The sequence below is a fragment of the Rhodococcus sp. UFZ-B548 genome (assembly GCF_903819475.1).
GTDB lineage: Bacteria > Actinomycetota > Actinomycetes > Mycobacteriales > Mycobacteriaceae > Rhodococcus_F > Rhodococcus_F erythropolis.
In genome coordinates this window covers 32,273-45,625 of sequence record NZ_CAIJDS010000047.1, presented here as the reverse complement: position 1 = coordinate 45,625, position 13,353 = coordinate 32,273, and the positions used below count along the sequence as shown (strand labels likewise).

Sequence of the window (13,353 nt, the reverse complement as noted above, 5' to 3'; positions counted from 1 at the left end):
TGTGGAATGTCAGGAAGGTGAAGCGACGAGCTTGGTTTCGAGGTATTCCTCGAAACCGGCGAGGCCCATTTCGCGGCCGATCCCGGATTGTTTGTAGCCGCCGAACGGTGCGTCGGCCGAATACCAGACGCCGCCGTTGACGCTCAGCGTTCCGGTTCTGACACCGGCAACGACGTGCGCGACGCGATCGGGATCGGTGCCCCACACCGACCCGGACAGGCCGTAGGGGGAATCGTTGGCAATTCGGATAGCGTCGTCGTCGTTGTCGTACGGAATGATCACGAGAACGGGCCCGAAAATCTCCTCCTGCGCTACGCGAGACGAGTTGTCCAGCCCGGCAATGAGAGTGGGTTCGACGAAGAAGCCGCTCTGGTGATCGTCGGGTCGGCCTCCACCCGTCACGATCGTGCCGCCCTCTTCGACCGCGAGGGCGAGGTAACTCTCCACCCTGGCGCGCTGGCGCGCGGAGATGACCGGACCACACACCGTTCCGCGCGCGCTGGGGTCACCGGCTCGGATACCCGCCATCGCGGCGGAGGCCGCGGCCAGAGCATCTTCGTACCGAGCGCGCGGCACGAGAAGTCTGGTACTGAGTGCGCATCCCTGACCGGCATGAACGCACACGGAGAACGCGGCAACCGAGCATGCACCCTTGATGTCCGCGTCGTCGAGGACGATGAATGCGGACTTGCCCCCGAGTTCGAGGAAGACCTTCTTGAGGGTTTGCGCGGCCGTGGCCATCACCGTGCGTCCGGTGGCGGTGGAACCGGTGAAGGACACGAGATCGACGCGCGGATCGCTGCACAGCTGCGCGCCGAGAGAGTGATCTGTCGACGTCACCACGTTGACGACGCCCGCCGGGATCTCGGTTTCTTCTGCAATCACCTTGGCGACCAGCGCGGCGCACCAGGGCGTGTCCGGCGCGGGTTTCAGAACGATGGTGTTGCCGGCCGCGAGGGCGGGGCCGAGTTTGGCGAAATTGATCTGGTGCGGGAAGTTCCACGGTGTGATTGCGCCGACGACGCCGACCGCTTCCTTGAGCAGGCGGCGATGGGTCGGAATCCCCATGGGTGACGCGTGCCCGAGATCTTGTTCCCACGAATAGGTTTCGATCAGGTCAGCCCAGTAGCGAAGATCTTCGATCGGGCCTTCGAGTTGCGGACCGCTCGTCAGCATGACGGGTGCGCCCACCTCGGCGACGGTGATCTCACGCAACTCCTCGATGTGGGACTGGAGTGCGTCGCACAGTTGGCGCAGGCAGCGAGCGCGAAACCCGTGGTCGCGTGCCCATTCGGTCTCGTCGAACGCACGGCGCGCAGCGGCAATGGCCGCATCCATGTCCGCGGTGGTGCCTTCGGCCGCACGGCCGATCAGTTCCTCGGTGGCCGGGTTGAAAACTTCGAAGGTTCCACCCGATCCGGGAACCAGCTTTCCGTCGACGAGAAGTGCAGAACTGTCTGCGGGTCGAAGCGTCATAACGCGAACCCTCTCTTTCTGGACATGTGTCTGGACTCTAGTTCACACTCGTGGTTGAGGCAATGGTTTCTGGGGCATAAGAGATTTCGAGAGCGTCTCGGGATCTGCTTCGGTGAAAAGCGCCTCGTGTCCGGGGCGGCGCGGCTACGGTTCACCGCACATTCACAACCACGCCTTCACATCCACGCTTTCACATGCATGCCTTCACGTACACGCCTTCACATTCACGGGAGAGAGGTCGAAATGAACAGAGTTGACGGAAAAGTGGTGCTGGTGACCGGTGCTGCTCGAGGTCAGGGGCGCAGTCATGCCGTTCATCTCGCACGGGAGGGCGCGCACATCATCGCCTTCGATCTGTGCGCAGACATCGCCAGCAACGAATACCCGCTCGCCAGTCCTGCCGATCTCGAGGAAACGGCTCGACTGGTGAAAGAGACCGGACAGCAGGTGGTGACGGCCCGTGTCGACGTCCGCGATCGCGCCGGACTCGAAACGGCACTTGCCGAGGCGGTAGGTCAGTTGGGCGGATTGCATGTCGTCGTGGCGAACGCCGGTATCTGTCCGCTCGGCAAGCACGTGTCGACTGCCGGTTTCGTCGACGCGTTCGATGTGAACTTTCTCGGTGTCGTCAATACAGTGCACGCGTCGATGGAATACCTCGGCGAAGGGGGTTCGATCATCGCGATCGGCTCTGTTGCCGGCCTGGTGCCACAGACCGGATTCAACGGGCAGCAGGCGCTCCAGGGTCCGGGTGGCGACGGATACGGACTGGCCAAGAAGCTGATTCAGGCATATACCAGTTCGTTGGCACTGACTCTCGGGCCGAGTTCCATTCGCGTCAACGCGATTCATCCGACCAACGTGAACACCGACATGTTGCAGAGCATGCCGATGTACCGGACGTTCCGTCCCGACCTCGAGAATCCGACCGCCGAGGATGCGGCAGTGACGTTCCCGTTCATGCAGGCGATGCCGACCCCGTGGGTCGAGCCCGCGGACATCTCGCATGCGGTCGTGTACCTGTCCTCGGACGAGTCGCGATTCGTCACCGGCCAGCAACTGCGCGTGGACGCTGGTGCCGGGATGAAGATCGGTCTGTAGTAGAACTTTTCGCTTCGTGGCTGCCTGTGAGTGGTGAATTTTCGAAGTTTCCCCATTTCGTTGCCCTGGACAGGGCGCTGTAGTAACGTCCAGACACGTGTCCAGCAAACGGGGCGATTCAAGTGGCGGGGGATCGATTGTCTATGAATCCACTCGCAGGCGCCTCACGGGCAAACAGGCGGAAACTGTGGCCAGGCTTGCCGAAGCAACAGTGAAAGTTCTACGCAAACAAGAGTTTTCCGGACTGACTGTCCGTTCGGTTGCGGCCGAAGCGGGTGTCGGAACTGCGACCGCCTACACGTATTTCGCGTCCAAGGAGCATCTGGTCGCAGAGGTTTTCTGGCGAAGACTTCAGAACTCGTCGGCGCCTGATGGCTCAGGGTTGGATCGCACCGCGCACGTGCTGTCTGTACTTCGAAACATCGCGCTGCTTCTCGCGGACGAACCGGAGGTATCGGCCGCCGTGACCAATGCACTGCTCGGATCCGATCCTGAAGTGGAACATCTTCGCGGGCGGATCGGACTCGAGATCCATCAACGACTCGCTTCGGCGTTGGATCCGAATGGCGAACCCGAAGTGTTGGAAGCGCTCGAAATGCTTTATGCCGGGGCGCTTCTGCGAGCAGGGATCGGCTACGGAACCTACGCGCAAATCGCTGGACGCCTCGAGGCCTCAGCTCTACTGATCCTGGAGAAATCATGACAGAAGCTTTGATCGATCCGGTGGTCTTCAATCCGTACGACTACCACTTTCACGACGATCCGTATCCGACGTACAAGCGTCTGCGCGAAGAATCACCGTTGTATCACAATCCGGACGTTGGCTTTTGGGCGTTGTCGCGATATGCGGACGTGGTCGACGGATTCAAGGACAACAAGCGTCTCTCGAGCGCCAACGGGGTATCGCTCGACCCAGCAGCCTACGGTCCACACGCGCATTATGTGATGTCGTTTCTCGCGATGGACGATCCCCGCCATATGCGGTTGCGCCAGTTGGTTTCTCGCGGATTCACGCCGCGACGGGTTGCGGAGCTCGACGGCCGGATCCTCGAACTCACGAAGCAACATCTGGCACCTGCGTTGGGCGCGGGGGAGTTCGACTGGATTACGGAGGTGGCGGGAAAGCTGCCGATGGACGTCATCTCCGAACTCATGGGGGTTCCCGAACCCGACAGGGCCGAACTGCGGCGCAAGGCGGATCTGGTGGTGCATCGAGAGGCGGGTGTTCTCGACGTGCCGCAACCTGCGGTGGAGGCTTCGATCAGTTTGATGGGCTACTACAAGGAGATGATCGCGCAGCGTCGCCGATCGCGGACGGACGATCTGACCTCGGCCTTGCTCGATGCCGAGATCGACGGAGACAAACTCTCGGACCAGGAGATCCTCGGATTCATGTTTCTGATGGTCGTGGCCGGAAACGAGACCACGACCAAGCTTCTCGGAAACGCTCTGTACTGGGGTTCGCACCACAGGGAGCAGATCACACCGGTTCTCGACGATCCCGAACGAGCCTCGGAATGGGTGGAAGAGACTCTTCGCTACGACACGTCGAGCCAGATCGTGGCTCGGACTTCGGTTGTCGACCTCGAATATCACGGACGCACCATTCCGGCGGGGGAGAAGGTCCTGCTCCTGATCGGATCGGCCAACCGAGACGCCGACGTCTTCGAGGATGCCGACAGCTTCCAGATCGGCCGGAGTTCGTCGGGAAAACTCGCGAGTTTCGGTGGTGGCGTGCACTTCTGTCTCGGTGCCCACCTTGCCAAGCTCGAAGCCAAGATCGCCCTCGCAGAGTTCGGGCGTCGGGTCAGCGACTACGAAGTCGACGAGTCCGGAATCGAGCGTGTTCATTCGACAAACGTCCGGGGCTTTGCGGCCCTGCCGGTGAAAGTGCAGGTGCGCTGATGCCTCGTTTCGAACCCAATCCAGTTCGCCGGCCGGCACTGATCAGTGGTGCATCGTCGGGAATCGGCACCGCTACTGCGTATGCCCTGGCCGAACTCGGCCATCCGGTTGCGCTCGGTGCGCGTCGAGTCACCGAATGCGAAGCCATCGCCGAGAAGATCCGCAGCAATGGTGGTGAAGCGTTCGCCCACTTCCTCGACGTCACGGACGGTGATTCGGTCAACGGATTCGTCTCGGCCGCAGAGGCAGTCCACGGTCCCACCGAAATGGTCGTCTCCGGTGCCGGTGACCTCGAATTCGGGGCTGCGGACGAGATGGATCCAGAGGCGTTTTCACGGCAGATCCAAGTCCACCTCGTTGGTGCGCAGCGATTGGCGCATCGCGTACTCCCCGGCATGAGGCAACGACAGCGCGGTGACTTCGTACTGATCGGCTCGGATTGTGCCGAGCGCCAGCGTCCACTCATGGGTGCTTACGACGCGGCCAAGGCCGGGCTCGAAGCAATGGGGCGCCAGATGCGAATGGAGCTCGAAGGAACAGGCATTCGCGCGTCGATCGTGCGACCCGGGCCGACACTGACCGGCATGGGGATGGACACGACGCCGGAGATCATCGGACCGGTCGGGGAATCGTGGAGTAAGTGGGGGTTCGCCCGCCATGGTTACTTTCTGCGCGCCTCGGACATCGCCAATGCCATCGTCGCCGTTGTGTCGGCGCCGCGAGGAGCACACATCGTGCTCGTCGAAGTTCAGCCCGAGGCACCACTGGACAAACTTCCCACTGCGAACTCACAGGAGACGACATGACGCACGGAGTGCAGGAGACGTCGCGAACACTGCCCGAGCCGCCGCGGGTGTCCGGCGGGGATCTCCCGCACGGGCACCTCGAGGAACTGCGAACCGACCCGATAGCGCTCATGCGCCGGGTGCGTGAGGAATGTGGTGACGTCGGCGCCTTTCAACTTGCCGACCGCACAGTGATCTTGCTGTCCGGAGCCGAGGCAAACGAGTTCTTCTTCCGCTCCACCGACGAGGATCTCGACCAACAAGCTGCGTACCCCTTCATGAAGCCGATATTCGGTGAAGGCGTCGTCTTCGATGCCAGCCCGGAGCGGCGTAAGGAGATGCTGCACAACTCGGCTCTGCGCGGCGAACAGATGCGCGGGCACGCCGCCACGATCGGCCGCGAGGTCGAGGCGATGGTCGCGCAGTGGGGAGACGAAGGCGAGATCGATCTGCTCGACTTCTTCGCCGAGCTGACCATCTACACCTCGTCGGCGTGCCTGATCGGCAAGAAGTTCCGCGACGAACTGGACGATAGTTTCGCCAAGCTGTATCACGAGCTCGAACAGGGAACGGATGCATTGGCTTTCGTGGATCCGTACGCGCCGATCGAGAGTTTCCGCCGCCGCGACGAGGCCCGGTTGGCGTTGGTCGCACTGGTACAGGACATCATGAACGGGCGCATCGCGAATCCTCCGCAGGGCAAGGAGGACCGCGACATGTTGGACGTGTTGGTCTCGGTCAAGGACGAGAACGGCGACCTCCGGTTCAGTGCCGACGAGATCACCGGCATCTTCATCTCGATGATGTTCGCCGGCCACCACACGACTTCCGGCACGGCAGCGTGGTCGCTGATCGAGATGCTGCGGCATCCCGACACAATGACGGACGTCGTCGACGAACTCGACAATCTGTACTCCGACGGCGCCGACATCAGTTTTCATGCCCTGCGCCAGATTCCGGTTCTCGAGGCTGTGGTCAAGGAAACCCTTCGACTGCATCCGCCGTTGATCATCCTGTTGCGGGTGGCACGTGGAGATTTCGAAGTGGGCGGCTTCGAGATCCGAGAGGGCCATCTTGTCGCTGCGACGCCCGCGATCTCCAATCGAATCGCCGAGGACTTCCCCCGACCGGACACCTTCGATCCCGGGAGGTACATCGACCCGAATCAAGAGGACATCGTCAACCGCTGGACGTGGATTCCGTTCGGAGCCGGCCGGCATCGCTGCGTCGGTGCTGCATTCGCCCAGATGCAGCTCAAAGCGATCTTCTCGATCCTGCTGCGGGACTTCGAGTTCGAGATGGCGCAGCCGTCGGAGTCCTACCGAAACGACCACAGCAAGATGGTCGTGCAGTTGCAGCAGCCGTGCGCGGTGAGGTACCGGCGCAGAACACGTCCCGGGCGTGAGGGGTGATCATGCACGTCGAAGTCGACCTCGACCTGTGCCAAGGCCATGCGGCGTGTGAGCTCGAGGCACCGGAGATCTTTGTCGTCCCGAAGCGGGGGAAGGTCAGTCTTCTGGACTCGGACCCGCCCGAGTCGCTCCGCGGTGAAGCTGAGATGGCGGTCAGGTACTGCCCGACCGGCGCCCTGAGAATTGTCGACTGATTACAGCGGATTGTCGATTGATTGCAGCGAATTCAAGTACTCGAGGGAGGAAGTTCAGATGACCGGTTTCGACCGCGCAGAGCTCGACGAGATGGTCCAACGCTGGATCGAGGCGAACAAGAAGGCCGAAGCCGCCGGTGATTGGAAACCGTTGGCGGACATGTACACCGAGGACGCCACGTACGGGTGGAACTACGGTCCCAAGCAGGATTTCATGGCGGTGGGGCGCGAGGAGATTCGCGAAGTCGCACTCGGCCTCGAGATGAAGGGCCTCGAAGGCTGGGAGTACCCGTATCAAGACTTTGTGATCGACGAACGTAGCGGAAACGTGATCGGCTTGTGGAAGCAGATTTCCGATGCCAAGCGTGAGGACGGGAGCAACTACTCCGTCTACGGTATCGGCGGTAGTTGGTTCCGCTACGGCGGGGACTTCCAATGGTCCTGGCAGCGTGACTTCTTCGACTTCGGGAACGTGTCGGCACTGTTCATGGAGATGATCGGCAACAACGCTCTCTCGAAGGGGATGCAGGGCCGGATCCAGCGATCGATCTCGGGCGACCCGCTACCGGGCTGGTATCCGGTGGGCACCGCGCCGGTCCCGCTGTGGTGAGTCCGATGACGGTGCGCGATTCCTTCGAGACACTCTCGCAGCGCGACCTTGCCGTGTTGGTGCCCGAGTTGCTCCTGTGCGGGCAGCTGATCGATCGCTCGGGCATGGCGCATCTGATCGTCGAATTCGGACGCGAGGGTATGGCGCAGGTGGCCGTCGAGGAGTGGGAATCGGCCAGCCCCTGGTACACCCGCCGCATGCAGAAGGCTCTCGGATACGAGGGCGACGACGTCGTGACGATCTTCAAAGGGTTACAACTCGACATCGGCGCTCCGCCACAGTTCATGGACTTTCGATACCGGGTCGACGATCCGCTGCACGGTGAATTCTGGCTCGATCATTGCGGAGCACTCATGGACGTCGAGCCGTTGGGCGATGAGTTCGTGACCTCGATGTGTCACGACATCGAGGATCCGACTTTCGATGCGACGGCCATCGCGACCAACCCGCACGCCCAGATCCGGCCGATTCACCGACCACCGCGCAGGCCCGCGGACCGACATCCGCACTGCGCCTGGACCGTTTCCATCGACCCGTCGCACACGCCTCCCGTGATGACCGCGCACACCGAGCAGATCGGACGCACCGCCGCGGTGACGGTCGAGCTGAGCCCGATCGATCACGGTGGGGACGGTAGGGCGGACTACTCGGGTCCGTTGTTGTCCGACCTGAGATTTTCCGACTTCTCGCGATCGGCCTTGGTTCGTATCGCAGAGGAGATCTGCGTGCAGCATCATCTGTTGGCGTTGGGCTTTCTGGCAGCGGTTCGCCGCCGTGCCGACGAAGACAAGGCGCGCGAGATCACGCGAAAGCAATTGACCGGAATCGCGGGAGTTGCGGCACAGCGTATTCGAGATGCGCTCGGGCTTCCTTCGACTCTGGAATCGTTGGCATTGGTCCTGTCCGTGCATCCCTTGCTGAATCCGAAGCAGTATGTGGAGAGTGAGATCCGACCGGACGGCGGTGCTCTGGAGCTGTGGATCTCGCGAGACGCTCTTGTCGACCGCGACGGCGGTTGGCCGACCTTGCTCGGCAGCGAGCACCTCGATCCCCTCCAGGCTTTGGTCCGCGGCGTGAATCCGCACTTCACCGTGAGAGTGGTGGCCGAAGATGCCGCGGGGCTCCTTCTGGCCGTCGACATCACCGAAGCTCCCGCTCCGGAATGCGTCGAAGTCGCCATTACGAAGGTCAGTACCGGCGCGGCATTCGTATTCGAAGATCGCGGAATCCCTTTGCCTCTCTTCGTCGTCTGACCGGCCGAACCCGAAGGACTCAACCTATGGCGTACACGTTTGCAGACCTGTTCGAGCATTCCGTCGATGTGATGCCCGATCGCCTCTCGCTGATCGTTTCCGGCGAGGAGGTGACATACCGTGAGCTCGACGAGCGGGCCAACCGATTGGCGCATTACTTCCAGTCCGTCGGGTTGGGTGTCGGTTCGCACATCGGTATTCAACTGCACAACTCGATCGAGGCGATGGTTGCTGTCCTCGCGGCCTTCAAGATCCGCGGCGTTCCCGTCACGGTGAACTACCGCTACACGAGCGACGAATTGGTTTACCTGTACGAGAATGCGGATCTCACGGCGTTGGTTTTCCATCGTGGTTTCGCTGAGCGGGTCGCCGAGGCGTTGGTGTCCGCGCCGCGGGTCAAGTACGTGATCGAGGCGGCGGACGAACTCGCTCTCGGGAACGAACCGTCGATTCCGGGGGCAGTGGCGTACGAGGATGCGCTCGGCAACCAATCCCCGCTGCGCGTAGGTGAACATGCTTTTCCCGAGCGTTCCGGCGATGACGTCTACGTTCTCTACACCGGCGGAACAACCGGACGACCGAAAGGCGTCGTCTGGCGGCAGGAAGACATCTGGCGCGTGTTGGCCGGCGGTTACGACTTCTATTCGGGTGAGCCGATCGCCGACGAGTACCAGCAGTCGCGCGGTGGCGCCGCGGCAGCCGAACCGATGCGGTGGTGCATGCTTCCACCGCTGATCCACACCTCGGCACTGATGCCGACGTTCAACGCTCTGTTCTCCGGAAACACTGTCATCTTCGAACCGAAGTTCGATGCGGCACAGGTCTGGAAAGTCGTCGCCGAATATCGCCCGCAGGTCATGGTCATCACCGGCGACGCCATGGGCCGTCCACTGGTCGAAGCCCATCACGAATTGCAACCGGATGCGTCGAGCCTGGCCGTGCTCGCCTCCGGCGCTGCGCTCTTCTCCGGATCGGTCAAAGACGCGTTCTTCGACGTCTTTCCGAATCTGATGATCTCCGATTCGGTTGGATCGTCCGAAACAGGCTTCGGCGGAATCGGATTCGCAACCAAAGGGCTCGAGCAGCGTGGCGGACCCAAAGTGGGCGCCAACAGATTCACGGTCGTCGTCGACGACGACAACCGTGTGTTGGAGCCGGGTTCGGGGGCCGAAGGATGGTTGGCGAAACTCGGCAACGTCCCACTGGGCTACTACAACGATCCGGTGAAGTCGGCGGAGATATTCCGAGAGGTGAACGGCGCGCGGGCAGTGGTGACCGGAGACCGAGCGCGGATCGAGGACGACGGCTCGGTCACTCTCCTCGGCCGGGGAAACATGGTGGTCAACACCGGCGGTGAGAAAGTCTTCGTGGAAGAGGTCGAAGCCGTGGTGAAGGCCCATCCCGACATCTACGACGCAACAGTGATCGGCATTGCCGACGAGCGGTGGGGCAATCGGGTGGCGGCGGTGCTCCGCGTCCGCGATGGTGTGGAACCGGATTTCGATTCCATCGAAAAACACACCCGCACTCAGCTTGCCGGCTACAAGATTCCGCGTTCCTTCTGGATCGCCGACGAGGTCGTTCGAGCGCCGAGCGGCAAGCCGGACTACCGCTGGGCCAAGGAGTTCTCACAGAACAGCGACCCGGTCCACCGGATCGAATAGCGCTCACACGCAACACCCGGCACCCGGCACCCATCCGTAAAGGAGCATCTGCAATGCCTGAGATCGACCTTCCCGACGGGTTCGACGTGACCGACCCGCATCTGTACGGCGAGCGCGTCCCGCTTGCCGAGTTCGCCGAACTACGACGATGCGCTCCGGTCTGGTGGAACGCCCAGGAACCGGGTACCGGCGGATTTCACGACGGTGGTTGTTGGGTTGTCTCCCGCCACGCAGACGTCCGCGACGTCTCGTTGCGCAGCGAGGAGTTCTCGAGCAACGTCAACGGCTGCATTCCGCGGCATGAAGACAACATCTCGGCGGAGGAGTTGGAGGCGACAAAACACGTCCTCATCAACAAGGACGCCCCTGAGCACACACAGCTGCGCAAGTTGGTGGCGCGCTTGTTCACTCCGCGGTCGGTGGAAGCGATGCGGGCCGGGCTGGAAGCGCGGGCAGAAGACATAGCGTCGGCTGCCGTGGCGGAAGGTAGCGGTGATTTTGTCAGCCAGGTCGCCAGCGAGTTACCGATGCAGGCGATCTCGGATCTGATCGGTGTACCGCAGGACGGGCGCCGTCAGCTGTACGAATGGTCGAATCAGATGACGGGATACGACGACGAGTCGCTCGCCGGCGAGTCTCGGATGGCGTCGGCGCAGATCCTGGGCTACGCCTATCAACTGGCCGAGGCGAGACGGGAGGAACCGCTCGACGACATCATCTCGCGCTTGGTGCATGCCGACATCGACGGACAGAAACTCACCCCGGAACAGTTCGGTTTCTTCGTCATCATGTTGGCTGTCGCAGGCAACGAAACGACGCGCAACGCAACGACACTCGGCATGATGGCATTTCTCGAGCATCCGGATCAGTGGGAACTGTACAAGCGTGAGCGTCCGCGCACCGCCGCGGACGAGATCATCCGCTGGGCTTCGCCACTGACGTCGATGCAACGAACAGCAGTGGTGGACACACAGATTGCCGGCACGGCGATTGCGAAGGGGCAGCGTGTCGTACTGCTCTACGGCTCGGCGAACTTCGACGAAACCGTCTTCGAGAACCCCGACGTCTTCGACATCACCCGAGACCCGAACCCGCACCTCGCGTTCGGAGGAACCGGACCGCACTACTGCGTCGGCGCCAACCTGGCCAGAATGGAGGTCGATCTGATCTTCGGCAAGATCGCCGATCACATGCCCGACATCAGCAAGCTCGGCGATCCGAGCAGGCTCTCGTCCGGTTGGCTCAACGGGATCAAGGAATTCAAGGTCGACTACGGCAACTCCACGTCATGTCCTTCGGGGCATTGACGTGTACAGCGGAAGAGTTGCACTTGCGGGCCCGATGCGCGAACTCGGCCAGTTCTACCGGATGGGCGCCGATGTCGCAGTGGGCTTGTTCCGCACCCGCTTTCAGGTGCAGGAGTTTCTCGAGCAGAGTTGGATGATCGCCCGGGTGTCGATCGTGCCGACAGTGTTGGTAGCCGTGCCGTTCACGGTCCTGGTGAGTTTCACCCTCAACATCCTTCTCCGCGAGATCGGTGCCGCCGACCTCAGCGGCGCCGGGGCCGCGCTCGGTGCCGTGACTCAGGTCGGTCCGGTGGTGACGGTGCTGATCGTGGCAGGTGCGGGCGCGACAGCCATCGCCGCCGATCTGGGATCGAGAACGATTCGTGAAGAGATCGACGCCATGGAGGTGCTCGGGATCGATCCGATCAATCGGTTGGTGATTCCGCGGGTGGTCGCGTCGACCGTGGTGGCTTTGCTGCTCAACGGACTCGTCTGCGTCATCGGCATCGCCGGCGGTTACGCCTTCTCGGTGTTTCTCCAGGGCGTGAACCCTGGCGCCTTCGTCGAGGGAATCACGTTGCTGACCGGCCTGCCCGAGGTGGCGTTGTCGATGGTCAAAGCTGCACTGTTCGGGATGCTGGCGGGATTGGTGGCCTGCTATCGCGGACTGTCGGTACGGGGTGGGCCGAAAGGCGTGGGGGAGGCCGTCAACGAAACGGTGGTGTACGCGTTCATGGCGTTGTTCGTCGTCAACACCATCGTCACCGCGGTCGGCATCCGATTGACGGCGGGGTGATCGAGGTGACGCTGTCGGATTCGCTGGCACAAATCGGCAAGTTCGGACGCACGCGGGCGCGGGTGGCTCGAACGTCACGCTCGATCGACGACGTCGGGCGACAAGCTGTCTTCTTCGCGCGCGCCATCGCTCACATCCCGTGGGCAATTCGCAAACACCCGAAAGAAGTGTTGAGGCTGGTAGCCGAGATCAGCATGGGCACCGGAGCTTTGGCAGTGATCGGCGGCACGGTTGCGGTCGTAGGATTTCTGACTCTAGCCTCGGGCGGCACCATTGCGATCCAAGGCTTCAGCTCACTGGGAAATATCGGAGTCGAAGCGCTCACCGGATTCTTCTCCGCCTTCATCAACGTTCGTATCGCTGCGCCGGTCATCGCGGGAATCGGCCTGTCGGCCACGATCGGAGCAGGTTCGACCGCGCAGATCGGTGCCATGCGCATCAGTGAGGAAATCGACGCCCTCGAATCGATGGCGATCAGTTCGGTCCCGTACGTCGTCAGCACCCGCGTCACCGCAGGGATGATCGCGATCTTGCCGCTGTACTCACTGGCGCTCGTAGGATCATTTCTGGCCGGACGATTCACCACGGTCGTGCTGTTCGGTCAGTCCTCCGGTCTTTACGACCACTATTTCACGACGTTCCTCGATCCGGTCGACGTCGCATGGTCCTTCGTTCAAGTGCTCGTGATGGCACTACTGGTGATGCTGATCCACACGTACTACGGATACAACGCGTCCGGGGGACCGTCGGGCGTGGGAACTGCAGTGGGCCGCGGGGTTCGGCTCTCGCTGATCTGCGTCGTGGCGGTGACCCTGCTCGTCTCACTCGCGCTCTACGGCGGTTCCGGCAACTTCAATCTGTCCGGTTAGGG

The 13,353-nt window shown here is 62.0% G+C and carries 13 protein-coding genes; 12 read left to right on the top strand and 1 reads right to left on the bottom strand.

Translation table 11 applies throughout. The annotated features are described in order from the left end of the window. Window positions 1-9: 9 nt before the first annotated feature. Window positions 10-1,476, bottom strand: a complete 1,467-nt coding sequence (locus H7C86_RS28870; RefSeq protein ID WP_182262718.1) for an aldehyde dehydrogenase — start codon at window positions 1,474-1,476, stop codon at window positions 10-12. A gap of 243 nt (window positions 1,477-1,719) precedes the next feature. Here H7C86_RS28870 and H7C86_RS28865 point away from each other — a divergent pair, with 243 nt between their 5' ends. The 12 genes from H7C86_RS28865 to H7C86_RS28810 all read left to right on the top strand — a co-directional run bounded on the left by H7C86_RS28865 (window position 1,720) and on the right by H7C86_RS28810 (window position 13,351). Further along, window positions 1,720-2,577, top strand: coding sequence for a mycofactocin-coupled SDR family oxidoreductase (locus H7C86_RS28865; RefSeq protein WP_019748684.1), 858 nt, complete (start codon window positions 1,720-1,722; stop codon window positions 2,575-2,577). A 136-nt stretch (window positions 2,578-2,713) separates the two neighbouring features. Continuing rightward, a complete protein-coding gene (locus H7C86_RS28860; protein ID WP_024487471.1) occupies window positions 2,714-3,280 on the top strand; it encodes a TetR/AcrR family transcriptional regulator in 567 nt (188 codons plus the stop codon). Then, window positions 3,277-4,482 carry a cytochrome P450 gene (locus H7C86_RS28855; RefSeq protein WP_182262717.1) on the top strand — a complete coding sequence of 402 codons (1,206 nt, stop codon included), beginning with the start codon at window positions 3,277-3,279 and terminating at the stop codon, window positions 4,480-4,482. The genes H7C86_RS28860 and H7C86_RS28855 overlap by 4 nt, the downstream gene beginning before the upstream one ends. Next, on the top strand, window positions 4,482-5,288 hold the full coding sequence (locus H7C86_RS28850; protein WP_182262716.1) for an SDR family oxidoreductase: 807 nt from the start codon (window positions 4,482-4,484) through the stop codon (window positions 5,286-5,288). Before H7C86_RS28855 ends, H7C86_RS28850 begins: the two co-directional genes overlap by 1 nt. Next, a complete protein-coding gene (locus tag H7C86_RS28845) occupies window positions 5,285-6,679 on the top strand; it encodes a cytochrome P450 (RefSeq protein ID WP_019748680.1) in 1,395 nt (464 codons plus the stop codon). The genes H7C86_RS28850 and H7C86_RS28845 overlap by 4 nt, the downstream gene beginning before the upstream one ends. A 2-nt stretch (window positions 6,680-6,681) precedes the next feature. After that, entirely contained in the window at window positions 6,682-6,873 is a 192-nt protein-coding gene (locus H7C86_RS28840; protein WP_020907945.1) for a ferredoxin, read from the top strand. 58 nt (window positions 6,874-6,931) lie between these two features. After that, window positions 6,932-7,483: a hypothetical protein gene (locus H7C86_RS28835; protein ID WP_020907944.1), complete on the top strand. Its 552-nt coding sequence runs from the start codon at window positions 6,932-6,934 to the stop codon at window positions 7,481-7,483. A gap of 5 nt (window positions 7,484-7,488) precedes the next feature. Next, entirely contained in the window at window positions 7,489-8,736 is a 1,248-nt protein-coding gene (locus H7C86_RS28830; RefSeq protein ID WP_041815997.1) for a hypothetical protein, read from the top strand. A 26-nt stretch (window positions 8,737-8,762) separates the two neighbouring features. Continuing rightward, window positions 8,763-10,400: an acyl-CoA synthetase gene (locus H7C86_RS28825; RefSeq protein WP_182262715.1), complete on the top strand. Its 1,638-nt coding sequence runs from the start codon at window positions 8,763-8,765 to the stop codon at window positions 10,398-10,400. A 53-nt stretch (window positions 10,401-10,453) separates the two neighbouring features. Continuing rightward, complete coding sequence (locus tag H7C86_RS28820) at window positions 10,454-11,707, top strand: cytochrome P450 (protein WP_047888955.1); 1,254 nt, start codon at window positions 10,454-10,456, stop codon at window positions 11,705-11,707. A 34-nt stretch (window positions 11,708-11,741) separates the two neighbouring features. Continuing rightward, window positions 11,742-12,482: an ABC transporter permease gene (locus tag H7C86_RS28815; protein WP_021344419.1), complete on the top strand. Its 741-nt coding sequence runs from the start codon at window positions 11,742-11,744 to the stop codon at window positions 12,480-12,482. Further along, the gene (locus tag H7C86_RS28810; protein ID WP_003944051.1) at window positions 12,479-13,351 is read left to right on the top strand and encodes an ABC transporter permease; all 873 of its coding nucleotides are present in this window, start codon (window positions 12,479-12,481) and stop codon (window positions 13,349-13,351) included. The genes H7C86_RS28815 and H7C86_RS28810 overlap by 4 nt, the downstream gene beginning before the upstream one ends. Window positions 13,352-13,353 lie beyond the last annotated feature (2 nt).